The 24851-nt window shown below is 31.9% G+C and carries 20 protein-coding genes and 3 pseudogenes; 20 read left to right on the top strand and 3 right to left on the bottom strand.

What is annotated here, in order from left to right; all coding sequences use genetic code 11:
* The first annotated feature begins 13 nt into the window (after nt 1-13).
* From AC0L4B_RS03085 to AC0L4B_RS03025, 13 genes and pseudogenes are all read left to right on the top strand, one after another.
* Nucleotides 14-1687 carry a hypothetical protein gene (locus AC0L4B_RS03085; protein WP_473438502.1) on the top strand — a complete coding sequence of 558 codons (1674 nt, stop codon included), beginning with the start codon at nt 14-16 and terminating at the stop codon, nt 1685-1687.
* The gene (locus AC0L4B_RS03080) at nt 1687-2691 is read left to right on the top strand and encodes a vWA domain-containing protein (RefSeq protein ID WP_473438501.1); all 1005 of its coding nucleotides are present in this window, start codon (nt 1687-1689) and stop codon (nt 2689-2691) included. The genes AC0L4B_RS03085 and AC0L4B_RS03080 overlap by 1 nt, the downstream gene beginning before the upstream one ends.
* A gap of 46 nt (nt 2692-2737) precedes the next feature.
* Nucleotides 2738-3775 (top strand): VWA domain-containing protein, encoded by a 1038-nt coding sequence (locus AC0L4B_RS03075; RefSeq protein WP_473438500.1) that lies wholly within the window; start codon nt 2738-2740, stop codon nt 3773-3775.
* A gap of 57 nt (nt 3776-3832) precedes the next feature.
* Nucleotides 3833-4219 carry a hypothetical protein gene (locus tag AC0L4B_RS03070; protein WP_473438499.1) on the top strand — a complete coding sequence of 129 codons (387 nt, stop codon included), beginning with the start codon at nt 3833-3835 and terminating at the stop codon, nt 4217-4219.
* Between the two features lie 26 nt (nt 4220-4245).
* A complete protein-coding gene (locus AC0L4B_RS03065; protein ID WP_473438498.1) occupies nt 4246-4692 on the top strand; it encodes a hypothetical protein in 447 nt (148 codons plus the stop codon).
* 26 nt (nt 4693-4718) lie between these two features.
* A complete protein-coding gene (locus AC0L4B_RS03060; RefSeq protein ID WP_473438497.1) occupies nt 4719-6503 on the top strand; it encodes a BatD family protein in 1785 nt (594 codons plus the stop codon).
* Nucleotides 6500-6748, top strand: a pseudogene (locus AC0L4B_RS03055) (tetratricopeptide repeat protein); the annotation flags it as partial. The gene AC0L4B_RS03060 and the pseudogene AC0L4B_RS03055, both read left to right, overlap by 4 nt.
* A gap of 84 nt (nt 6749-6832) precedes the next feature.
* A complete protein-coding gene (locus AC0L4B_RS03050) occupies nt 6833-7294 on the top strand; it encodes an SH3 domain-containing protein (protein ID WP_473438496.1) in 462 nt (153 codons plus the stop codon).
* Nucleotides 7295-7353: 59 nt separating this feature from the next.
* On the top strand, nt 7354-7638 hold the full coding sequence (locus tag AC0L4B_RS03045) for a hypothetical protein (protein WP_473438495.1): 285 nt from the start codon (nt 7354-7356) through the stop codon (nt 7636-7638).
* A 96-nt stretch (nt 7639-7734) separates the two neighbouring features.
* Entirely contained in the window at nt 7735-9312 is a 1578-nt protein-coding gene (locus AC0L4B_RS03040; protein ID WP_473438494.1) for a SulP family inorganic anion transporter, read from the top strand.
* A 23-nt stretch (nt 9313-9335) separates the two neighbouring features.
* Entirely contained in the window at nt 9336-9962 is a 627-nt protein-coding gene (locus AC0L4B_RS03035) for a carbonic anhydrase family protein (protein WP_473438493.1), read from the top strand.
* A gap of 12 nt (nt 9963-9974) precedes the next feature.
* Nucleotides 9975-10657: pseudogene (locus tag AC0L4B_RS03030) on the top strand (DUF2490 domain-containing protein).
* Between the two features lie 104 nt (nt 10658-10761).
* Nucleotides 10762-12623, top strand: a pseudogene (locus AC0L4B_RS03025) (SulP family inorganic anion transporter).
* Here AC0L4B_RS03025 and AC0L4B_RS03020 read toward each other — a convergent pair.
* Nucleotides 12624-13166 (bottom strand): CvpA family protein, encoded by a 543-nt coding sequence (locus AC0L4B_RS03020; RefSeq protein WP_473438492.1) that lies wholly within the window; start codon nt 13164-13166, stop codon nt 12624-12626.
* 51 nt (nt 13167-13217) lie between these two features.
* On the opposite strand from AC0L4B_RS03020, the gene AC0L4B_RS03015 reads away from it, so the two are divergent.
* The 7 genes from AC0L4B_RS03015 to AC0L4B_RS02985 all read left to right on the top strand — a co-directional run bounded on the left by AC0L4B_RS03015 (nt 13218) and on the right by AC0L4B_RS02985 (nt 21763).
* Complete coding sequence (locus AC0L4B_RS03015) at nt 13218-13574, top strand: hypothetical protein (RefSeq protein ID WP_028291537.1); 357 nt, start codon at nt 13218-13220, stop codon at nt 13572-13574.
* Nucleotides 13575-13715: 141 nt separating this feature from the next.
* A complete protein-coding gene (gene pheS / locus AC0L4B_RS03010; protein WP_473438491.1) occupies nt 13716-14735 on the top strand; it encodes a phenylalanine--tRNA ligase subunit alpha in 1020 nt (339 codons plus the stop codon).
* A 173-nt stretch (nt 14736-14908) separates the two neighbouring features.
* The gene (locus AC0L4B_RS03005; RefSeq protein ID WP_473438490.1) at nt 14909-15412 is read left to right on the top strand and encodes a GbsR/MarR family transcriptional regulator; all 504 of its coding nucleotides are present in this window, start codon (nt 14909-14911) and stop codon (nt 15410-15412) included.
* A 16-nt stretch (nt 15413-15428) separates the two neighbouring features.
* A complete protein-coding gene (locus AC0L4B_RS03000) occupies nt 15429-16559 on the top strand; it encodes an efflux RND transporter periplasmic adaptor subunit (RefSeq protein WP_473438489.1) in 1131 nt (376 codons plus the stop codon).
* Between the two features lie 22 nt (nt 16560-16581).
* Complete coding sequence (locus AC0L4B_RS02995; RefSeq protein WP_473438488.1) at nt 16582-19719, top strand: efflux RND transporter permease subunit; 3138 nt, start codon at nt 16582-16584, stop codon at nt 19717-19719.
* A 4-nt stretch (nt 19720-19723) separates the two neighbouring features.
* Nucleotides 19724-21142, top strand: coding sequence for an efflux transporter outer membrane subunit (locus tag AC0L4B_RS02990; protein ID WP_473438487.1), 1419 nt, complete (start codon nt 19724-19726; stop codon nt 21140-21142).
* Nucleotides 21143-21160: 18 nt separating this feature from the next.
* Nucleotides 21161-21763 (top strand): TetR/AcrR family transcriptional regulator, encoded by a 603-nt coding sequence (locus tag AC0L4B_RS02985; protein ID WP_473438486.1) that lies wholly within the window; start codon nt 21161-21163, stop codon nt 21761-21763.
* 89 nt (nt 21764-21852) lie between these two features.
* Here AC0L4B_RS02985 and AC0L4B_RS02980 read toward each other — a convergent pair whose 3' ends face one another.
* Together AC0L4B_RS02980 and AC0L4B_RS02975 are read right to left on the bottom strand one after the other, a co-directional pair.
* Nucleotides 21853-23592 carry a thrombospondin type 3 repeat-containing protein gene (locus tag AC0L4B_RS02980; RefSeq protein ID WP_473438485.1) on the bottom strand — a complete coding sequence of 580 codons (1740 nt, stop codon included), beginning with the start codon at nt 23590-23592 and terminating at the stop codon, nt 21853-21855.
* A gap of 30 nt (nt 23593-23622) precedes the next feature.
* Nucleotides 23623-24819 (bottom strand): HmuY family protein, encoded by a 1197-nt coding sequence (locus tag AC0L4B_RS02975; protein ID WP_473438484.1) that lies wholly within the window; start codon nt 24817-24819, stop codon nt 23623-23625.
* Between the last annotated feature and the right edge of the window lie 32 nt (nt 24820-24851).

Below are 24851 nucleotides of genomic sequence, written 5' to 3'. Positions count from 1 at the left end.
TAATTAGTAAAAAGTGAAAAAAGAAATACATTACAAAACAGTAACATCAATCAAAACTATAGGGTTTTGTCTTATAGCGATTGCAGTTCTGTTTTTACCTACAAGTTCTTTTGGTCAAGTTAAAACTTCAATAGACTCTACTTCAATAAAAATTGGTGCACAAGTTACTTATAAAATAGAGGTAGAAACAGACACAGCAAATAGTGTCGTATTTCCGGTAGGTCAAAGTTTTATGCCTTTAGAGATGATCGAGGCTTATAAAACTGACACTACTAAGCAAGATGCTAAATATAAGTTGATTAAAAAATATGGTTTAACACAGTTTGATTCTGGACAATATACTATACCTAAGCAAAAGGTGATTATTGCAGGAAAGCAATACATGACAGATTCACTTTTGGTCACTGTAAATGAAATTCAAGTAGATACTACAAAACAAAATCTGTATGATATTAAACCAATGATTGCAGTAGAGAAGCCAGCAAGTAATTGGTGGATTTATGTTTTGGTAGGTTTAGCCATAGCAGCATTAGTTGGGTTTTTAATATACTGGTTTGTTTGGCGAAAAAAACCATTAACAGAAGAAGAACAAATTGCGTTATTACCACCTTATGACAGAGCAAAATTAGCACTTCAAAAATTAGACGAAAGTAATTACTTAATTCAAAATAACTACAAAGATTATTATTCAGAGTTAACCTTTGCAATACGTAGGTATTTAGACGAAAAAGTATACGACAAAGCGTTGGAAAGTACAACCGATCAACTTATCACTAGATTGGAAGTGCTTAGTGATGGAAGTCAAATAGAATTATCTAAGGATGATATTAAAAAGCTTGAAACTGTTTTAAAACGTGCCGATTTAGTAAAATTCGCTAAGTCTGCTCCAGATGTAGAGTTGGCAAAAATAGATAGAACAGTTATAGATCAAGAAATAGATCAAGTTAAAGAAGCTTTACCAGAACCAACTGAAGAAGAAAAACTTTTAGATTTAGAATACAAAAAGCAACAAGAACGTAAAGACTTTAGACAAAAAGTTTGGGTAACCATTGCAGCTATTGTTTTTATGTTAGGACTAACTTTTGCAGCCTTTAGTTACAGATATGGATTTACTTATGTAGTAGATACCATACTTCAAAAAGATACTAAACAACTGTTAGAAGGTAGTTGGGTAGATAGTGATTATGGTTTTCCTCCAATAACATTATCAACTCCAGAGGTTTTAAAAAGAGAAGAAACACCTGTTCCTGATGAGCTTAAAGACAAAGTTAAAGTGTCTTCATTCGGGTTTGAGTTAGAAGATAAATTTACAATAGAAACCGTAACAACCACTTTTATTAAGTCTCCAACTGAAGAAAACGCTCCATCTGCTGAAGATAATTTATTGCAAGCAATTGAAGCTAATCTTAAGGCAATTGAAGCTCAAGGAGGAAGAAACATTATATCTAATAAAGATAAATTTAAGACGCCAAATGAAGCTGAAGGTGTTAAAACCTCAGGTACTTTACAGTATCCAATTGATGACGATAAAGAAGACTATGTAGATGGTCAGTTTGTAATATTAAGTTTTGCTAATAAGCAAGTCATGCAGCAAATTGTGATCACCTATTTAAAAGACGATATTTATTTAGATCAGGTGGTTGAGCGTATTTTGGATTCTGTAGAACTTATTCAAAAAGAAAAATAATGCTAGATACTATAACATTTGAAAATAAGATATTTTTCTGGTTGCTATTAGCGTTACCATTAGCTATTGTTTGGTATGTTTTAAAACATAAACAACAGACGGCTCAATTAAAAATATCAAGCTTAAAAGGGTTTAAAATTACCAACTCAATATTGCCAAAACTTAAGCATGTATTATTTGCTTTAAGACTATTAGCTTTAGGTTTTTTAATTACTGCTTTAGCAAGACCACGTACATCAGAGACTAACACAAAAACAAAAACAACTAGAGGTATTGATATTGTTATGGCAATCGACGTTTCTGCAAGTATGTTAGCAAAAGACTTAAAGCCAAACCGTTTAGAGGCTTTAAAAAATGTCGCTGGTAAATTTATAAAAGGACGTCCAAATGACAGGATTGGACTTGTGGAGTACGCAGGAGAAAGCTATACAAAAACACCAATAACAAGCGATAAATCTATTGTATTAAGATCTTTAGACGATATAAAATATAATACAATTATAGAAGGAGGTACAGCAATTGGTATGGGATTAGCAACATCTGTTAACCGCTTAAAAGATAGCAAAGCAAAAAGTAAAGTTATTATTTTATTAACGGATGGTGTCAATAATTCTGGTGTATTAAATCCTAAAATTGCTAGTGAGTTGGCAGTTGAGTTTGATATAAAAGTATACACCATTGGATTAGGTACAAATGGTATGGCAATGTCGCCAATTGCAATTTTACCAAACGGAAGATTTCAATATGACAGAGTACAAGTAGAAATTGATGAAGATCTGCTTAAAGATATAGCAAATGTTACTGGAGGAAAATATTTTAGAGCGACCAATAACCAAAAGCTAGAGCAAATTTATGCTGAAATTAATAAGCTTGAAAAAACAGAAATTGACGAAATTAAATTTACAACCTATGAAGAGCATTTTAGACCATTTGTCTGGATAGCTGCAGCATTATTGTTGTTAGAGTTTATTGTTAGAGTAACACTATTTAAAAGTTTTGTGTAACTGGCTTAATTTCCGCGAAAGCGAAAAAAATAAAATTAAAAAATAAATGTTTCAAATAGAAGAAAAAATATGGTTTTGGACGCTACTGGTAGTACCAGTTTTAGTTGTCTTCTTTTTGTTGCTTCAGTTTTGGAAAAAACGCACACAAAAAAAGTTTGCTAATAAAGATTTATTAAAACGTTTAAGCCCAGAGCAATCTTTATTTAAATCAATATTAAAGTTAGTCGTAATCTGTTTGGCTTTTGCTAGTTTAAGCATCGCTTTGGTTAATCCAAAAGTAGGGACTAAATTAGAAACTATTAAACGCGAAGGTGTTGATATTGTATTTGCTGTGGACGTTTCTAAAAGTATGTTGGCAGAAGATATTAAGCCTAGCAGACTTGAAAAAGCAAAGCAATTGGTGTCTAAAATAATGGATAACTTAGGGAGTGATCGTGTTGGTATTATTGCTTACGCAGGAAAAGCATTTCCGCAGTTACCAATTACAACGGACTATGCAGCTGGAAAAATGTTTTTACAAAACATGAATACAGATATGCTATCCTCTCAAGGGACTGCTATTAATGAAGCTATAAATTTAGCTAAAACGTATTATGATGATGACCAACAGACTAATCGTGTTTTAATGATTATTTCTGATGGTGAAGACCATAGTGAAGATGCTATAACAGTTGCAGAAGAAGCAAGTAAAGAAGGAATTAAGATTTTTACAATTGGTGTAGGAAATGTCAAAGGAGGTCCAATTCCATTAAGACGTAAAGGCGCATTATTAGGTTATAAAAAAGACAAACAAGGCGAAACTGTTATTACTAAATTAAACGAGCAAACGCTTAAAGATATTGCTGGTCAAGCTAACGGAACTTACATCAATGGAGCTATAACAGATAAGGTTGTAAAACAAGTTAAGGACCTTTTAAATAAAATGGATAAAAAAGAATTTGAAGCACAACAAATTGCAGACTATAAAGATCAATTTCAATGGTTTTTAGGTTTAGCAATACTGTTACTTTTAATTGATGTTTTGTTATTAGAAAGAAAAACAGCTTGGCTGAAAAAACTAAATCTATTTAACGAGAATTTATAAAACCCTTAACAGCAACATTTTTAAGTCTTTAGTATATTTACGAGTTAATAAATTTAAATGAAACACATTTTTACCTTTATAATATTACTGTTATCTATTACTGCAATAGCTCAAGATGCTGATGCGATAACAGCAGAACAAAAAGAAGCTTTAAAGCAGGAATTAAAAGCGCAAAGTTATGTAGCAGATGCTAATGACTTGGCTAATAATGATGCTTTTGTTGAAGCCGAAATGGAATACCGTAAGGCATTGTCTGTACAACCAAAACAAGCAGCAGGTGCTTATAATTTGGGACATCAATATTTTAAAAAAGGAAATTTTGAAGAAGCTTTATATAGACACCAACAAGCAGCTAAAAATGCAGTGACTAAACAAGAAAAGCACAAAGCCTTCCATAATATAGGTAATATTTTAATGGAAGAAAAAAATGTAAAGAAGCTGTAGAAGCTTATAAAAATGCATTAAGAAACATGCCTACTGATGATGAGACTAGATACAACTTTGCAATAGCAAAAGAGTGTGCAAAGCAACAAGAAGATGATAAGCCACAGGAGGACGATAAGGACGGAGAAAATAATAAAGACAAGGACGAGAATAAGGACAAGGATCAAAAAGAAAATAACGAAAAGGAACAGGAAGATAAAGATCAAAAAGATCAAAAAGATCAAGGTGATCAAGATAAAAAGGAAGGTGATAAAGATGAAGATAAAGAAGGAGAGCCTAAAGATGATAAGAAACAAGATCCAAAAGAAGGTGATCAGAAAGATCAACAAAAACAACCACAACCAGGACAAATGTCGCCTCAACAAATTAAAAATTTGTTAGAAGCTATGAATAATCAAGAACAAAAGGTTCAAGAAAAAATTAACGCGCAAAAAGTTAAAGGTGCAAAGCAAGAGACTGATAAGGATTGGTAAGTAAATCCCTATATTTGCAAAATTATATGAAATTATTACAATACATATTAGTTGTTTTTTTAACCTGCTCGACAACATTTGTAGTTGCTCAGGATAGTGATACGGTTTCGTTTCAAGCTAAAGTTAGTAAAAAACGTTTAGCATTAAACGAGCGTTTACGTGTCGATTTTCAAATGAATAGAGATGGAGACAATTTTGTACCTCCAAGTTTTTCAGATTTTGTTGTTGTAGGTGGACCAAACCAATCCGTAAGTAATTATTGGGATGGTAAACAACGTAGATTTACTAAAATCTATAGTTATTTTTTAGCACCAAAAAAAATGGGAACTTTCACCATTAATACTGCTAAAATAGAAGTTGATGGTGTGGCTTACACCACAAAACCAATAACAGTAAAAGTAACAAAAGCACAAGAAAAACCTGAAGATCCAAATGATCCTGATTATATACTTCAAGAAAGTATTCATCTTGTAACAGAGGTGTCAAAAAGTAGTCCTTATCTAAACGAACCTATTACAGTAGTTTACAAACTGTACGTTGCACCAAGAACAGGTATTAGCAATTATCGCGAAATTGAGAGTCCTAAATTTGATGGGTTTTGGAGCCAAAATCTAAACGATAAAGGTATTAAAATTCAAAACGGAACTTATAAAGGTGAAGATTATAGATTTGTAACTTTAAGAAAAGCTGTTTTATATCCTCAAAAAACTGGTAAGCTAACAATAGAGCCTATTAGCCTTGATATTACTCTTGAAGTACCAACCAATAGACGTGATATTTTTGGAAACCGAATTACAACTCAAGCACACAGGACTATAAGTGCTAGTACCAGAACAGTAGATGTAAAAGCATTACCAGAAGATGGTAAACCGGATAACTTTACTGGAGCAGTAGGAGATTTTAAGTTTAACGTTACTGCCTCAAAAAACAGTTTAAACGCAACCGAGTCTTTGCAAGCTAAGATATTAGTTTCAGGTAAAGGTAATTTAAAGTTATTTGAGTTGCCTGAATTAAAAACACCAAGCACTTTGGAGGTTTACGAGCCAGAACACCAAGAAAATGTAAGAACTTATTCTGGAGGTATGCAAGGTTCAATATCAGATAGCTATACAATTATACCTCAATACAAAGGTAAATTTCCAATACCATCTGTAAGTTTTTCATATTTTGATTTAAAAACTGAAACCTATAAACAAATAACCTCAGAAGATATTGTAATAAATGTTATTGAAGGTCCTGTCTATGCGGAAGACGATAATAACTTACCAATTTCTAGTACAGGAAAACAAGCTGTTACTTTAAACGAAGATCAGTTTGCTTTTATTAAAACTAAGGCTAATTTTCAAAATAAAGAACATCAAACTTTTTTAAATTCACCTATATTTTGGACCAGTTTGTTAGGTCCATTATTAGCCATTCCGTTAGCACTAGTTTATAGAAGAAAGCGTGAAGAACGATTGGCAGATGTATCTGGTAACCGCAAACGTAAAGCAGATAGATTAGCTAAAAAGTATTTAACAGAAGCTAAAAAAGCATTAGGCCAAAAAGAAGCCTTTTACATTGCGCTTGAAAAAGCATTACATAATTACTTAAAAGGAAGGTTGTCTATACAGACTTCGGATTTAAGTACAGAAAAAATCACAGGTTTATTAACAGAAAAAGGAGTAGAAGACCATGTTATCAAAGATTTTGAAGCGATTTTAGAAAACTGTAATCTTGCGCGTTATACACCCATAACAACAGTAACAATGCAGCAGGATTATCAAAAATCTGCCACGACAATAAACTTAATAGACAAGCAAATTAAATAACCTGTTTTATTTCCGCTAAAGCGGAAACCCTTACAAATGAAACATATAATTTACATATTTCTTTTTTCTTCGGAAGCTTAGCTGCTCAAAATCAATCTGTTTTTGAACAAGCCAATGCATTATATACCGACGGAAATTACAAAGAAGCTATAGCTAAATATGAATCTATATTAGATAGTAAACAACATGCAGCTGAGGTCTATTATAACCTAGCCAATGCACACTATAAGCTTAATAACATTGCTCCAAGTATTTATTATTATGAAAAAGCTTTACAGCTAAACCCTAATGATCAAGAGGTTTTAAACAACATGGTTTATGCTAAAAAAATGACTGTCGATGCTATACAACCAGTGCCTAAAATTGGTTTGTCAAGATTTTTTAATAAAATAACAAATCTATTGACTTTTGATAGTTGGGCAAGATTAGCAGTAGCGTTAATGGTAGCTTTTGTAATTTTATTTTTAGTATACTATTTTACATTTAGTACTGGTTTTAAAAGGCTGTCTTTTACTTTAAGTGTTATCTTTTTATTTTTATCATTAATAAGTTTAGGTTTAGCATTTCAAAAACAAACTTTAGATAAAAAAAATAATCCAGCAATTGTTTTTGCTCAAGAAAGTGAAGTAAAGTCAGAGCCAAACCTAGGTAGTGACAAAGCTTTTGTGTTACATGAAGGTACTAAAGTACAAGTTTTAGATACTATTAATGACTGGAAAAAAATTCAAATTGCAGACGGTAAAGAAGGATGGATTATAGCAACAGATATTAAATTGTTGAATAATTTTTAAATAATCCTTAACGTTTAAGTGAAGCTTTAGCATTATATTTGTTTTTATCAACAAGAAAAATGCATAAAAAGCTAATTTCCATATTTTTTATATTATTGTTTGTGGGCTTAATTACAGCTCCATCAATAATTGTTGTTATAGATGATTCTGTAGACATGTCCGAGTTTTATAGCTTGTCAGAAGAAGAGGAAGAAAACAAAAATGTTAGCTTGATTTTTATAGTACAAGATTTAGAAGACAGTTTATCAGAACATTCAGATGATGATAATATACTAGAGTACTTTTCTAAGAGTTATCCAAAACCTCACCTAAACTTAATATCTCCACCTCCCGAATTCATTTAGTAATTACAGACCAACTAGACTTTTTTTTGGAGTCTATTTAATTAATTATTAAAATATCCGTTAAGCAAGTTCTTAATGGTAAAAATGAATTTAAATATGTTTAAAACATTAAAAAATGACTTACCTGCAAGTATTGTCGTATTTTTTGTAGCATTACCATTATGTTTAGGTATTGCTTTAGCCAGTGGTGCGCCACTTTTTTCAGGGTTAATAGCTGGAATAATTGGAGGTATAGTCGTCGGAGCTTTAAGTGGCTCTAAAATTGGTGTTAGTGGTCCAGCAGCTGGATTGGCAGCAATTGTTTTAACTGCAATCGGTAGTTTAGGTGGTTACCAAAACTTTTTAGTTGCAGTTGTTCTAGGAGGAGTTATTCAAATTGTATTTGGAGTCCTAAAAGCTGGTATTATTGGATATTACTTCCCTTCATCTGTTATTAAAGGGATGCTTACAGGTATTGGTATTATAATTATATTAAAACAAATTCCTCACTTTTTTGGGTACGATGCAGAGCCAGAAGGAGCAGATAGTTTTTTAGAAACTTCTGGAGAAAATACATTCTCGGCAATATTAAATATCACAGATAATATCACAATTGGATCCATGGTCATTGGTCTTATTGGTTTAGCTATTTTGTTATTATGGGACAAAGTATTATCTAAAAAAGGTAAAATTTTTCAAATAGTACAAGGTCCTTTAGTTGCGGTTGTTTTAGGTATCGTATTTTATGTAGTAACTCAAGGTTCAAGTTTAGCTATAAATCCTTCTCACTTAGTAAGCGTACCAGTGCCAGAGGATGCAGCTTCATTTATAGGACAATTTAGTTTTCCTAATTTTTCTGCTATTACAAATCCACAAGTATGGTTAGTAGCTTTTACTATAGCATTAGTAGCAAGTTTAGAAACGTTATTGTGTGTAGAGGCAACAGATAAGATAGATCCACATAAAAATGTAACACCTACTAATCGCGAATTATTAGCCCAAGGGACAGGTAATATTATTTCTGGTTTAATCGGAGGTTTACCTATTACTCAAGTAATTGTGCGTAGTTCGGCAAATATACAATCTGGAGGTCGCAGTAAATTGTCTGCTATTATACATGGTTTTTTATTATTAATTTCGGTAATATTAATTCCAAGATTACTTAATATGATACCGTTATCAGTTTTGGCAGCTATATTATTAATAGTCGGTTACAAATTAGCAAAACCAGGCTTGTTTAAAAAGATGTATGATATGGGATGGAAACAGTTTATTCCATTTGTTGTCACAGTATTAGGTATTGTTTTTATTGATTTATTATGGGGAATCGGTTTAGGATTATTAGTTGGTATTGCAGTTATTTTAATTAAAAGCTATCAAAACTCACATTTTTTAAATATCGAAGATAAAAGCGATGGTAGACATACTATTAAGATGACATTAGCTGAAGAAGTTACTTTTTTTAATAAAGGAGCTATTTTAAAAGAATTGGAAGCGTTACCAATAGATACATATCTTGAAATTGATGTTAGAAAAACCAGATATTTAGATAATGATATTATTGAAATCTTAGAAGATTTTGCGTTTAAAGCAAAAGAAAGAAATATTGATATTCAAATCATTTCAGAACGTGGTGTTGTTGAAAACCCAGATAGTTTTATAGAGTTTTTTAAACTTAGACCATTGACAACATAACAAAATAAACAAAAGACAAATTGATGAAAGCACATACAAAAGAAACACAATCAACAATGACTCCAGAAAAGTCATTACAATTTTTAAAAGAAGGAAATCAAAGATTTCAAAGTAACTTAAAAGCTAATCGTAATTTACTAGAACAAGTAAATGATACTAGTGAAGGACAATTCCCTTTTGCAACTATTTTAAGTTGTATAGACTCACGTGTGTCTGCCGAGTTAGTGTTTGATCAAGGATTAGGAGATATTTTTAGTGTACGTATAGCAGGTAACTTTGTAAACGAAGACATTTTAGGTAGTATGGAGTTTGGTTGTAAATTAGCAGGAACAAAGCTGGTTGTTGTATTAGGACATACTAGCTGTGGTGCAATAAAAGGTGCTTGTGACCATGCAGAAATGGGTAACTTAACTAAGTTAATCGAGAAGATTAATCCAGCAGTAAATGCTGTTACAGAGCCAAAAGACGAAGGTCAACGTAATTCTAAAAATTTAGCATTTGTTGATGAAGTGTCTAAAAAAAATGTAGAATTAACAATTGAAAGAATTCACGCTGAAAGTCCAATTTTAAGTGAAATGGAAAAAAACGGTGAAATTAAGATAGTTGGAGCAATGTATGATATTAATACAGGAGCTGTTGAGTTTTATTAATAGTAGATACTAATGCATACATTTAAATCGAAAACAAAAATTATTTTAGCAACACTAACATTTATGTTAGTGTTGCCTTTTTATGGTGTAAGTCAAGAAAGTAATTTAGGAAACTGGTTAATATATATAGGTAGTAAGCAGTTAAATAACGGATGGAATATTCACAATGAAGTCCAACACCGAAACTATGATGCTGTAGGAGATCTAGAGCAATTGTTGTTAAGAACAGGTTTAGGATATAATTTAACCGAAAACAATAATAACATATTATTAGGTTATGGTTACATTCTATCAGAGAACTATGTTGGAGATACAAATGTGAAGGTATCAGTAAACGAGCATCGTATTTATCAGCAATTTACTACAAAACAAAAAATAGGTAGCATAGGTTTAAGTCATCGTTATCGTTTCGAGCAACGTTTTGTAGAAGATGATTTTAAAATGCGTTTCAGGTATTTTTAGGATTAAAAGTTCCGCTTCAAAATAAACCAGATGGTAATAATTCATTATACCTTTCAGCTTATAACGAGATTTTTTTAAACACAAAAACTTCTATATTTGATCGTAACAGGTTATATGGTGGTTTAGGATATCAGTTTAATAAACAACTTCGTTTAGAATTAGGTTACATGAATCAGTTTTTTGAAACCTCAAGCCGAGACCAAATAAATATAATAGCCTTCGTAAATTTTTAAAAGGCTATATTATTGTAGTGTAAATTAAAGCCGATAGCTTACTGTCGGCTTTTTTTATGCTAAAAAGTAGTACATTGTAATAACCAATCTAATAATATAAATTAATGAAACGTTTGTTTAGTAATATAAAAGGTGATGCTTTTGGAGGTATAACAGCTGGTATTGTGGCACTACCATTAGCTTTAGCATTTGGTGTGTCTTCAGGTTTAGGGCCAAGTGCAGGTTTATATGGAGCCATTTTTATAAGTTTTTTTGCTGCACTTTTTGGTGGTACAGCAACACAAATTTCTGGTCCAACTGCACCTATGACAGCTGTAAGTATGGTTGTTATTGCAGGTATAATAGCAACTAATGATGGTGATGTCACTAAAGCATTACCTTATATTTTATCCGTTTTCTTATTAGCAGGTTTAGTGCAAGTAGGATTAGGTGTTTTAGGTTTTGGTAAATACATAAAGTATATACCATATCCAGTAGTTTCAGGGTTTATGACAGCAATAGGTGTCATTATTTTAGTAACTCAAATTTTACCATCAATTGGTTATTATCCAAAAGAAGATACAGCATATGTAAGTCAATTTAATGCAGAAGCAGAAGAGGTTATACTTCAAAATTATTTAAATGAAGATGCTAGTAAAAGAGCTTTAGTAATAGATGACTTTAAACAAACCATAGTTAAGGCAGAAGCAATTACAGCTGCAAGTATTGATAAAGAGGCTAAAACTATTGCCAAAGCCAAATCGTCTGGAGTTTTGGGTACTTTAAAAGTCTTACCAAGAGCACTTCAAAATATAAATTGGTTAGAGTTAGCATTAGCATTATCAACAATATTTATCGTGTATGGTTTTAAAAAAATCACTACTAAAATACCAAGTGCATTAGTGGCATTAGTAGTCGTGTCAGGAGTTGCTTATGGCTTCGGTTTAGGTTATAAACCAATAGAAGAAATCCCTTCAGGTTTACCAATTCCAAATTTTGAGATAATAACAGGGTTTAGCTTTAGTAGTATTTCACCATACATATTTACAGCTTTAACATTAGCAATGTTAGGTGCAATAGATTCCTTATTAACAAGTGTTGTAGCAGACAATATGACTAAAACAAACCATAATCCTAATAAAGAATTAATAGGTCAAGGTATTGGTAATAGTATAGCGTCAATTTTTGGAGGTATTCCAGGAGCAGGAGCAACCATTAGAACCGTTGTTAATATTAATGCAGGAGGACGTACTAAATTATCAGGTATGATAGCTGGTGTAATGTTGTTATTTGTATTATTAGCTTTAGGACCGATAGCTTCAAAAATACCAGCTGCAGTATTAGCCGGAATATTAATTACCGTTGGTATTGGTGTAATGGACTATAAAGGTCTAAAAGCAATAGCAGCTATGCCTAAAGACATGAAAATTGGTCCTGTTAAACTTAGCTCAGAAGTATTAATCATGTTTATTGTTTTAGTACTGGCTAGTGTATGGGATTTAATTTTTGCAGTAGGTATTGGTTTAGTTATAGCATCATTGTTTTTTATGAAAAAAATTGGTGATTTAACAGCTCAACATTCAGATGTAAAACCATTAAAAGAAGAAGCTTGGGATGATGAAGGTGACTTTCCATCAGATTTAAAAGAAGAAGTTTTTATAAAACACATCAAAGGACCACTATTTTTGGATCAACCTCAGACTTCCAACAGTTAGCAAAGCAAATACCACCAACAGCTAAAAAAGTTGTGATTAGATTAGGACGTATGCCATATATAGACCAATCTGGTTTATACGCAATGGAAGATGTTTTACTAGACTTAAAAAGACGAAATATTGACGTTTTATTTGTCAACCTATTAAAACAACCCAAATACATGATGCAACGTATAGATATTGTTCCAGATTTAATCCCAAGTCAGCACATGTTTAAAGACTTCAATACGTGTTTAAATTGGATAAAGTCAAATGTAAAAGACGCAGTTTAACTAAGCGTCATTTTCGTTAGTAGTTTCAACAGGATCAATAATAGGATTATTATCCTCTTCGTCAGATTTAATTATTGTCGGAAAAACCATTGGAGCTAAAGACTTAACAGGAGCATATAATATAGAATCTTCAATATCGTCATCCTCAACAAAGGGGATGGCGTTATTCATTTTGTCAAAAACAATAAGAAGAACACTTAAAATCAAACCCACTTTTAAAACACCAAAAGCAGCACCTAAAAGCTTATTTAAAATTCCTAAAGACGCAAAGTCTGCTAATTTAGTCAAGGCTTTTCCTGCCAAACTAATTACCAAAATTATAATCACAAAGGTAATTGCAAAAGCAACAGTGTTAATTGTTTTCTCGTTCCATGATGTTTTATCCATTAAAAATTCAGCAACAAAATAACTAAAATGGATAGCACCATAAACACCAGCAATTAAGGCAACAATAGAGGCAAGCTCAACAAAAAGTCCCTTAAATAAACCACGTACTAAACCAAATAAAAGTAAAGCACCTAAAACAATATCAATTAAAGCCATAAAGTTAGATTTTAGACAAATATAAATTAACTTTGCGACTTTAAAATTATTATGGCAAGAGACGAAGAACTAAAACAACGTTGGGACGAAGTAGTAACCAAGCTATCAGCCCAATTTGCAGATGGAGATACCTTAGACTTGGACGCAATTATATATCTAATTGGCGTGCAAGAATTAGGACAATTAGAGCGTAAATTTAAAAAAGACCACAAATTAGACCTAATGCATATAGCAATTTGCAAACTACTAACACCATATGGTTACTACGAGTTTGATTTTGTCGATAAAGACGGTTGGCCACACTACAAAGCAAAAGAAACATTACCACACTTAAAAGCAGGAGAACAAAGCATTTTAATGAAAGAAGCCATTGTAAATTACTTTATAGAAACCCAGTATATAAAATAATTTTGGGCGTTACCCAAGGGTCGCGCTCTCGGCAGTCGCTTTTAATTTGCTTTAAGGCAAATAAAAGAGCTTCAACAAATGCCTCCATCGCTAACGCAAATCACGATAAAATTCATAAATTTGCCAACTATTTAGAAGATTATGATAGACAAGATTAAAGAACTAATTGCAGAAGCAGAAGCATTTAAAGCAGAAACTAAAGAAGACATAGAAGCCTTTAGAATAAAGCTTTTAGGACAAAAAGGTGTTGTTAAGCAATATTTTGCCGAATTTAAAAATGTTGCAAACGATCAGAGAAAAGAATTTGGTCAAGTAATTAACACCCTTAAAAATACAGCTCAAAATAAAGTTAATGCTTTAAAGGAAGAGTTAGAAAACAATACACAAGACGCTGGAATTAGTGGCGATTTATCACGTCCAGGAGAGCCAATACAAATAGGATCACGTCATCCAATATCTATAGTTAAAAATCAAATTATAGATATATTTTCTAACATTGGATTTAATGTAAGTGAAGGCCCAGAAATTGAAGATGATTGGCACAATTTTACAGCATTAAACTTACCAGAATACCATCCAGCAAGAGATATGCAGGACACGTTTTTTGTACAAACTAATCCAGATATTTTATTACGTACGCATACCAGTTCTGTACAAGTAAGATACATGGAAGATAACAAGCCACCAATACGTACAATTTCTCCTGGTAGAGTCTATCGTAATGAAGCAATATCTGCACGTTCGCACTGTTTTTTCCATCAAGTAGAAGGTTTGTACATTGATAAAGACGTTAGTTTTGCAGACCTTAAACAAACCTTACAATATTTTACAACCGAGTTGTTTGGTAAATCTAAAATTAGATTACGTCCTTCATACTTTCCGTTTACAGAGCCAAGTGCAGAAATTGATGTGTATTGGGGACTTGAAACAGAAACAGATCACAAAATTACAAAAGGAACAGGATGGTTAGAAATTGGTGGTTGTGGTATGGTAGATCCTAATGTATTAACCAATTGCGGTATTGATGCAGAAGAATATTCTGGATTTGCATTTGGAGTTGGTATAGATCGTATAGCCATGTTATTACATCAAATTAGCGATATAAGATTGTTAAGTGAAAATGATGTAAGATTTTTAGAGCAATTTAAATCTGCTTTATAGAGTATTGATATTCAGATATATAATATTAAAAGCCAACTGTTAACAGTTGGCTTTTTTATTTAACAACACTTTAACTTCGTTTAGTTCGGTTTGTTACGAACTAAAATATATTTTTGTAACTTATTTATTATAAGTCAACGTATGCTGTCTAATAATTTCAAAACATTTAATTAATGAAACAAGATATTTGCAAAGAAAAAATGGGACTAGTTGAAAAGCTTGGTGTCCATTTAGAAAACCGAGAGCAATTAGCTCCTGTTGCTGCACGTATATTATCCTATGTTATTTTAACAGGAAAAAAAGGAACCACATTTGAAGATATGGTAACTGTGTTGTGTGCTAGCAAAAGCACTATATCCACACATCTTAACCATTTACAGGATTTAAATAAAATACAATATTTCACAAAAACAGGAGATCGTAAAAAGTATTTTATAATCAAAAAAGATATCATCATACAACATATAGATAAGATGGTAGATCATTGGAGGGACGAAAAAAATATTCATCAAGAAATTAAAGAATATAAAGAGACTATCAATATTCAAAAGATAGAAAATGAAGAAGAAAAATTTGATTTAAATTTTCATGATGACTACATAAAATTTATAGACGAAGCTTCTGCTTCCATAGGTGCATTAAGAGAAAAAATAATAGACAATCAATTCGATATTTAAACTAAGCAAAAAGAAAATGAAACATAATAAAATACTAACGTTTATAGCACTAAGTGTGTTTTTAGTCATTATAAGTTGTGGCAAAAAAGATCAAAATGCGACTCCAGCAGCAACACCTCCTGCACCTTATCCAGTAGTACAACTGCAACCTAAAACAGTTACAGGTTTTACAGAGTATCCAACAACTATTGAGGGTAAAGTAAATAGTGATGTAAGAGCAAAAACCTCTGGTTATGTAGAAAAAGTTTATGTTGACGAAGGTCAAAAAGTACGCAAAGGACAGGTGTTATTTAAACTAGAAACACAATCATTAAGTCAAGATGCAGGAGCAGCAAAAGCACGTGTAAACGTTGCTCAAGTAGAAGTTAATAAACTTGTTCCTTTAGTAGAAAAAAATATTATTAGTCCTGTGCAGTTAGAAACAGCTAAGGCTAATTTAAAACAAGCACAAGCTAATTATAGTAGTGTGTCAGCTAATATTGGTTATGCAACTATTAAAAGTCCTATTGATGGTTATGTTGGTGCGATTAATTTTAGAGAAGGTGCTTTAATTAGTCCAAGTGATGCAACACCATTAACAACAGTAAGTCAGATAGATCAAGTCTATGCCTTTTTTAGTTTTAATGAAGCGCAATATATAGATCATCTGCAACGCTCAGAAGGTCAAAATAAAGCAGAACGTATTAAAAATTCGCCAGACCTAACTTTAGTTTTAGCTAACGGAAAAGAATATTCAGAAAAAGGACGTATTCAAACCAGTACAGGTCAAATTAACCAAAGCACAGGTACCATTCAAATAAGAGCAGCTTTTAATAATCCAAACGAAATTTTAACTAACGGAAACAGTGGAAAAATTAAATTTCCAGTAGAGTATAAAGACGCTATAGTTGTACCACAAGCATCAACTTTTGAGCAACAAGGTAATGTTATGGTTTTCAAACTTGGAGCAGAAAATAAAGTGCAAACGTCTATTATACAAGTAGAAGGGACAGTTGATAACCTTTATGTGGTAAAATCAGGATTAAAAACAGATGATAAAATAGTAGTTTCTGGAGTTAGTAAACTAAGAAACGGAATGGCTATTTCTCCTCAAGAAACCGCTTTTGATGAAGTAATCAAGCCAATTGAAACCTTATTTAGAAATTAGATAAACACTAAACATTTTAATTATGTTAAAAACATTTATTGAAAGACCAGTGCTTTCAACAGTAATTTCTATTATTATAGTTTTACTAGGAGCCATAAGTATTGGGACTTTACCTATTGAAGAATATCCAGATATTGCACCACCAACCATTAAGGTAACAGCAAGTTATACTGGTGCAAATGCCGAAACTGTCTTAGAGAGTGTTATTATACCTATCGAAGAGCAAATTAATGGTGTAGAAGGGATGACTTACATTACTTCTACTGCATCAAATACCGGAACTGCAGAAATTACAGTGTATTTTGATCAAGAAATGGATGCAGATATTGCTGCGGTAAACGTACAAAACCGTGTAGCTAGAGCTGCTCCTTTACTACCGTCTGAAGTAACACAAACAGGAGTTATTACGCAAAAGGTAGAAACTAGTGCGTTAATGTTTATTTCTATGTATTCTGAAAGCGATAACTATGATGCTACTTTTATTCAGAATTACTTAAAAATAAACGTTATTCCAGCCATGCAACGTATTAGTGGTGTTGGAGATGTTAGCGTGTTTTCTCAACAGGATTATGCCATGCGTATTTGGTTAAAACCAGAAAAATTAGCTGCTTATAATTTAATACCGTCTGATATTTCTGCAGCTTTAGCCGAACAAAATTTAGAGGCAGCAGCAGGATCATTAGGTCAAAATAATGGTGAGTCTTTCTCATATACACTAACCTACAGTGGTCGTTTTAAAGATGAATCACAGTACAGCGATATTGTTATTAAAGCCTTAGGTAATGGTGAGTTTTTACGTTTAAAAGATGTGGCGACTATCGAGTTGGATGCACAATCATATGCTGCAAATGCAATGAGTTTAGGTAATCCAGCTGTGTTTATGGGGATTTTTCAAACCAAAGGATCTAATGCACAAGAAATTATTGAAAATATTAAAACAACATTAAAAACCGTAGAAAGCGAGCTGCCTGAAGGTTTGGGCGTTTTTGTACCATATGATACTAGTTTATTTTTAAATGCCTCTATAGAGAAGGTTATACATACTTTATTAGAAGCTTTCCTTTTAGTATTTTTAGTGGTATTTATCTTTTTACAAGATTTCCGTTCTACATTAATTCCAGCAATTGCAGTACCAGTTTCAATTATAGGTACTTTCTTTTTCTTGAGTGTTTTTGGCTATTCCATTAACTTACTAACGTTATTTGCATTAGTTCTGGCTATTGGTATTGTGGTTGATGATGCTATTGTAGTTGTAGAGGCTGTACATGCTAAAATGGATGAAGGAGAACATAATCCTAAAAAAGCCACATTAACAGCCATGAATGAGATTTCTGGTGCTATTATCTCAATTACCTTAGTAATGGCAGCAGTATTTATTCCGGTAACCTTTGTTACTGGACCAACAGGAGTGTTTTACGAGCAGTTTGGTGTAACCTTAATTATAGCTATTTTGATTTCGGCAGTAAATGCCTTAACCTTAAGTCCAGCATTATGTGCTTTACTATTAAAATCTCATGATAATGATGAGGAAATTAAAGGTAAAGGTCCTTTAAAACGCTTTTATACCTTATTTAATCGTGGTTTTAATGCTACTATACAACGTTATGGTAACTCATTACAATTCTTATATAAAAACAAATTTGTATCAGTATTATTATTAATTATAGCAATTGTAGGTATCTATTGGGCAGCAAACACAACACCTACAGGTTTTGTACCTAATGAAGATAGAGGAATTATTTTTGCTAACATCGAGTTGCCAGCAGGTGCATCTTTAGATAGAACAGATGCTGTTTCTAGAAAATTATATTCCAAAATAGAAGGTATGGATGGTATCGTTGGTGTTAACTTTATTAAAGGTAGAAGTTTAATAAACGGTACTGGTTCCAACTACGCAATGGGTATTATTAAATTAAAAGATTGGAGCGAGCGTGAAGATGCTAGCTTATCTGCACAAGCTATTACCGGAAAATTATTTGGTGTTGCAGCAGGAGTTCCTGAAGCTAAAATTATTTTCTTCTCACCACCAAGTATACGTGGTTTTGGTAACTCAGCTGGTTTTGAGGTAAATTTATTAGATAAATTTGGGGGAGAATTTAAAGACTTAGATAAAGCAAATCAAGAATTTGCAGCTGCATTAATGAGTCATCCAGAAGTTAAATATGCACAGTCCTCTTTTAGTACAAACTATCCACAATACGAAATGGAAGTCAATGTACCGTTAGCTAAAGAAAAAGGAGTTTCTGTAAACAGTATTTTCTCTACTTTACAAGGTTATATTGGAGGTGTTTATGCATCCGATTTTTCTAAATATGGTAAACAATTTAGAGTTTACATTCAAGCCTTACCAGAAGATAGAGCAGACAAAAGCGCTTTAAATAGCATGTATGTAAGAACCGATACAGGCCAAATGACACCAATAACTCAGTTTGTAAATTTAAAACGTGTGTATGGACCACAATCGGTAACGCGTTTTAACTTATTAAACTCTACAGGAATTACAGGTGCAACAAACGATGGATTTAGTACAGGTGATGCCATTAGAGTTATAGAAGAAGAAGTAGCAAAACTACCAAGTAACTATACTGTTGCGTATTCTGGATTAACTAGAGAAGAGGTAAGTGCTGGTAACCAAACTATATTTATATTTATATTAAGTATTGTATTTGTTTACTTTTTATTAAGTGCGCAGTATGAAAGTTACTTATTACCATTTGCAGTAGTATTATCTCTACCATTTGGTGTATTTGGAGCCTATATTTCTACTAAGTTTTTAGGGTTAGAAAACAATATTTATTTTCAGATATCCTTAATCATGCTTATTGGTTTATTAGCTAAAAATGCTATTCTTATTGTTGAAATTGCATTACAAAAAAGGCGAAATGGAGAAAGTATTATTGAAGCTGCTATAGATGGAGCAAAATCACGTTTACGACCAATTTTAATGACCTCTTTTGCTTTTATACTAGGTTTAATGCCATTAGTTTTAGCTAAAGGTGTAGGGTCTGAAGGGAATAAATCTATTGGTACAGGTGCAGTTGGAGGATTACTTATTGGTACCATTTTAGGAGTATTTGTAATTCCTATCTTATTTATATTATTCCAATGGTTACAAGAAAAAATTTCGGGTAAACCAACAGTACAAACTATTGAAGACTAAAACAATGAAATCAATATTAAAACATAGAAACTTTAGTAAAGGCGCATTAATACTAGTTGTTGTATTAACACTACAAAGTTGTTTTGTAGCTCAAGATTATGTGAGACCAGATTTAGATGCTGAAACGCAAGCACTTTACAGAACCGATAATTTACCAACAGATAGCGTCTCTATTGCAGATGTATCTTGGAAAAATTTGTTTACAGATCAATACCTTCAACAATACATAACAGAAGGTTTGCAAAATAATATGGATGTACGTATCGCTTTGCAGCAAATTTTAGCAGCACAAGCTTATGCAAAACAAGGAAAAGCAGGTTACTTGCCTTCTGCAAATGTAGGAGCTAATTATACACGTCAAGAGTTTTCAGAAAATAGCCAATTTGGTTCAATTTTTAGCGGTGGATTAGATACGTATGATATTACAGCTAATTTATCTTGGGAAGCAGATATTTGGGGAAAAATTAGAAGCAATAAGCGTGCAACACAAGCTGCTTACTTACAAAGTGTCGCAGGACATCAAGCGGTAAAAACACAATTAATTTCTAGTATTGCGAATACATACTATAATTTATTGGCTTTAGATGCACAATTAGAAGTGACTAAACAGACTATTTTAACTAGAGAAAGTGGAGTAAAAACCATTAAAGCTTTAAAAGATGCTGGACAAGTAACTCAAGTTGCAGTAGACCAAAATATCGCACAGTACAATAGTGCTAAAGCTTTACAAGTAGATATTGAAGTCGCTATTTTTAAAACTGAAAATACGCTAAGTATTTTATTAGGTAAAACACCTCAAACATTTGAAAGAAGTAGTCTAGATATTCAAAATATAGATCAAGATATAGTATTAGGTGTTCCTGCAACGTTATTAAGCAACAGACCTGATGTTATGGCTGCAGAATATGGTTTAATAAATTCGTTTGAGTTAACTAATGTTGCTAAAAGTAATTTATATCCTTCATTAACATTAACCGCTTCTGGAGGATTAGAAAGCTTGGATGTAGATAATTTAATTAATGTTAATTCAATTTTCGCAAATATTATAGGCGGAATTACACAACCTATCTTTAATCAACGTAAGTTAAAAACTCAAAGAGAAGTTGCTTTTGCACAACAAGAACAAGCTTTACTTCAGTTTAAACAAACCTTGTTAGTAGCAGGAAGTGAAGTATCTAATGCATTATATACATACAAAGCCGAAACTAAAAAGTTTGAGTTTAGAAAAAATGAGGTGGAAGCGTTACGTACAGCCGAAGCCAATTCTAACGAGTTACTTAAAAATGGTTATGCTAACTATTTAGACTTATTAACAGCAAGAGAAAGTGCTTTAAATGCCGAACTTAATATTATTGACAGCCAATTACAACAACTAGTGTCTGTTGTAGATTTATATGAAGCGCTTGGTGGTGGATGGAAATAATAATGTAATAAAAAAGAAATGATAACAAAAACTCAATTGTTACAATGTGCTATAACTAAGTTTACAAGATTTGGTAGTAAACACGTTACTTTAGACGATTTAGCAACTGAGCTTGGGATATCTAAAAAAACAATTTATTCTTTTTTTAAAAACAAAGAAGACTTGGTAAAATCAAGTTTAGAAAGTTTATTAAACGAGTATAAAACCGATATAAATAGGATTGTTAATAGCAATGGTAAAGATCCTGTTTTGTGTGTTATTTTAATTTACCGTAGAGGGTTTGAGTATTTAAAGTACTTTAAACCCTCTTTTATTTTTGGATTACAAAAATATTATCCTAAAGCAAGTTTGTTGTTCGATAATTTTTCTGAAGAATTAGCGCATAAAACCATACAAGATTTACTTATTGAAGCACAAGTAAAAGGAGATATAAGACCCGAAATTGATATTGAATTAATAGTGAGAATCTATTTTTTTAGAATCGATAACCTTGTTTTTAAAGAGAATAACTTGTTTGAAATTTATACAAAAGAAGCATTGTTTAAACACTTAGTGCTTTATAATTTAAAAGGTATTACAAGTGATAATTACACTAATAAATATTTAGAACTTGAATTTTAAGCATAAAAAAGCCTTAACAGAACTGTTAAGGCTTTTTTGAGATAAACTTACAGTCACATCAAGATTGTAAGTTTAAATAAATAAAAAAATTATAATTTAAATTTCTTTAGATAGATGTCATTTATATGAATTATGTAAACTCCTTGCAATAAATTAGGTGTATCAATTATTTGATTATTAATCACATTATCATTTATAATAGGAAACGAAGGGTTAATAATATTATAAACTTTCAAATTGTAAGTGCCTTCTTTAAGCTCTTTTGTTAAATTTACATTTTGGCTTTCTAATGGTATCTCTATTAAATTATTGTTATTATTTAAGTAAGCTTGTTTACTACTAGCTCCTGAATAATATTTAAATTGTACAGCTTTATACCCCGTTTCACTATCGCCACTAGTACTATCTGGATCCAGTTTTATTAATAAATAATAAGTACTTCCATTTGTTAGTGTTTCTCCGTTTAATGTTGTGGTATATGTAATATGAATAGAGCCTGAAACAACTTGTAGTCCATCTCCACTAATTGAAGGAACATCAATATCATAATCTAAAGCAGTATCCGAAGAGTCTAATGTAGAGTTACTTGAAATGTAACATCTTATCTTTGTTGGATTTGAGCTTCCTAGACCGTCATTATCCACTATAATCTGATTTAAACTAAACACTCCATTTCCATATTCAATTTTATGTACATCTCCTTCCGAAATATCAAGAGCGCAATCAAAGCAATCACTAACCATTAATATTGTTGATAACGAAATGTCAGGGAAACCTATTTCATTATCACAAGAATCATCTATACCATCATTATCAGCGTCTACACCTGAATTAGGTGTTAAAGGACAATTATCTTGTGAATCTGGAATTCCATCATTGTCATCATCTGAGTCACAATCATTCCCTAATCCATCTCCATCGGTATCTATTTGATTTGAGTTTGAGTTGTTTGGGCAATTATCACAATCATCTCCAACGCTATCATTATCAGAATCTATTTGATTTGGATTAGATATACTTGAACAATTATCACAAGTATTTCCAACGCCATCATTATCCGAGTCATCTTGACTTGAGTTAGAAGTGCTAGGGCAATTGTCATTTATATCTAAAACACCATCATTATCATCGTCGTCACAAGCATCACCAATTCCATCATTGTCGGTATCTGTTTGGTTTGGATTAGCAGTGTTCGGACAGTTATCAATTAAATTATCAACTCCATCTTCGTCAGGGTCATAAAATGGACCAGTCCAATTTGAGTAGGATGTTTGACCTCCAGAAGTCACTTTTCTCCTATAATAAATTATAAAAGCGTTACTTGCACCAATTTGCTGTTGATTTAATGTAATACTTTGCGTTGTACCATTAAAATACATAGGCCCTTCAGATAAAGTATAAACAAAAGAATCCCATGAATAAGTGTAATATCCACTTCCACCACTTGGTGTACTTCCAATAATATCCGTACCATTCCAAGTAATAGTATTATTTGTAATTGTTTGTACTTCATTTATATAAGCCCAATTAGAGTATGATACCTGTCCATTAGAAGATACTTTTCGCCTAATGGAAAAATTAAACAACATAAAGAATTCAATTTGATTTGGTGTAAGGTTCAAATTTTGATTTGAACCAGAAATGGTATCTCTAAATCCGCTTTCAAAACTTATCCATTCCCAAGAATAAGTATATGTACCATTCCCTGTACTGGGTGTACTACCAATAAAGGTAGTAGCACCATCCCAAGTAATAGTATTATTCGTAATTTGACCTAGCATTTTTACGGAAAGCATCAATGCTATTGTAATAAAAATAATTTTTTTCATATTAATTTTCATTAGTTTATTAATAATGCTTTATTCAACTAAAAGGTCATATTGAAATTGAGGATTCCCTCTTTCTCCAGTTTCGCTTATAACAGCTGTAAATCTTAATTTATAGTAGTTACTATCAGTATCTTTTATTATGTAATATCTGTTTGCAATAACAGAGGTTTCAGCTGTTAAATAATTAACACTTCTCCAACCACTTCCTATATGTGCACGATTATTAAATACTAAATTACCTTCGTTAATATCACTAAATGAAAAATTAGTATAGGTTGGTGTTGTGTCATCTTCTACATCTATTTGGTATACGCCTACACCACTTAATGTATTATGTAAAGTATAATCTGAATAAGTTAATCCTGCGTCAAATCCTTGTGACCCATAATAAGAAAACACACCTCCTAAATCTAAATCCCAGTTAGAAGATATTGGTTCTGTTTCTATTATTAGACCATTAGTTAAACTTACACCAGTTAAATTGTAACTACTATCTTTAGTTACGGTAATTTCAGAAAAATCTGTTGTATTACTTAATGCTGCGTATTGAATAGTATAAGTGTTTCCGTCGCTTAGGATTCTAACTTTCATAAAACCTCTAGCCTCTCCAACATGATTTAATCCTCCATTCTCTTCAGTAGGTATTTGGTTACCTAAGTTTACAATATAAACATTGTTTTCACTATCAGTTGTCGAAATTTCTCCAAATGCAGTTCCTGTCAATTCTCCTTCTTTACTATCTGTAAAAGAAATACCTTCATCAAGATTACCATATTGAGAATAACTAATTGGTAGACCTTGCATTAATTCTGAGACCGTGTTTACAGTTACTGTTATATTATCTTGTTGATTTTGAGTTGCATCATATGTGTTTAAAGTCATAGGAGTGCTTAATTCTGTAGTTTCTGTAACAGATGTAATATCTGTAATACCACTTAACTCAGCAGCAGACACTAATAATGAATTATTAAGATACACTCTGTTTTCTGATCCATTATAAACAGCCAGTTCCCAAGTATCACGTTGTACTGCTACTTCTTCACCTGTACTTAAATCAAAATAGACACGATTTGATTGGTTAAATCCACCAATTGTAGGATCAATTATTCCACCTGTAGAAGCAGGAGTTGGAGTTATTGTAGGGTTTGTGCTATCATCATCACTACTACAGTTTGTAAAAGTTAATGCAGTTAAGCAGACTATTAAAGTTAAAAATTTGTTTTTCATTTTTGATTTGTATTAAAGTTTAAATTATAGGC

The sequence above is a fragment of the Olleya sp. NP1-10 genome (genome assembly GCF_055804415.1).
The sequence above is the reverse complement of the archived record's forward strand: the minus strand, read 5'-3'. Positions and strand labels throughout refer to the sequence as shown.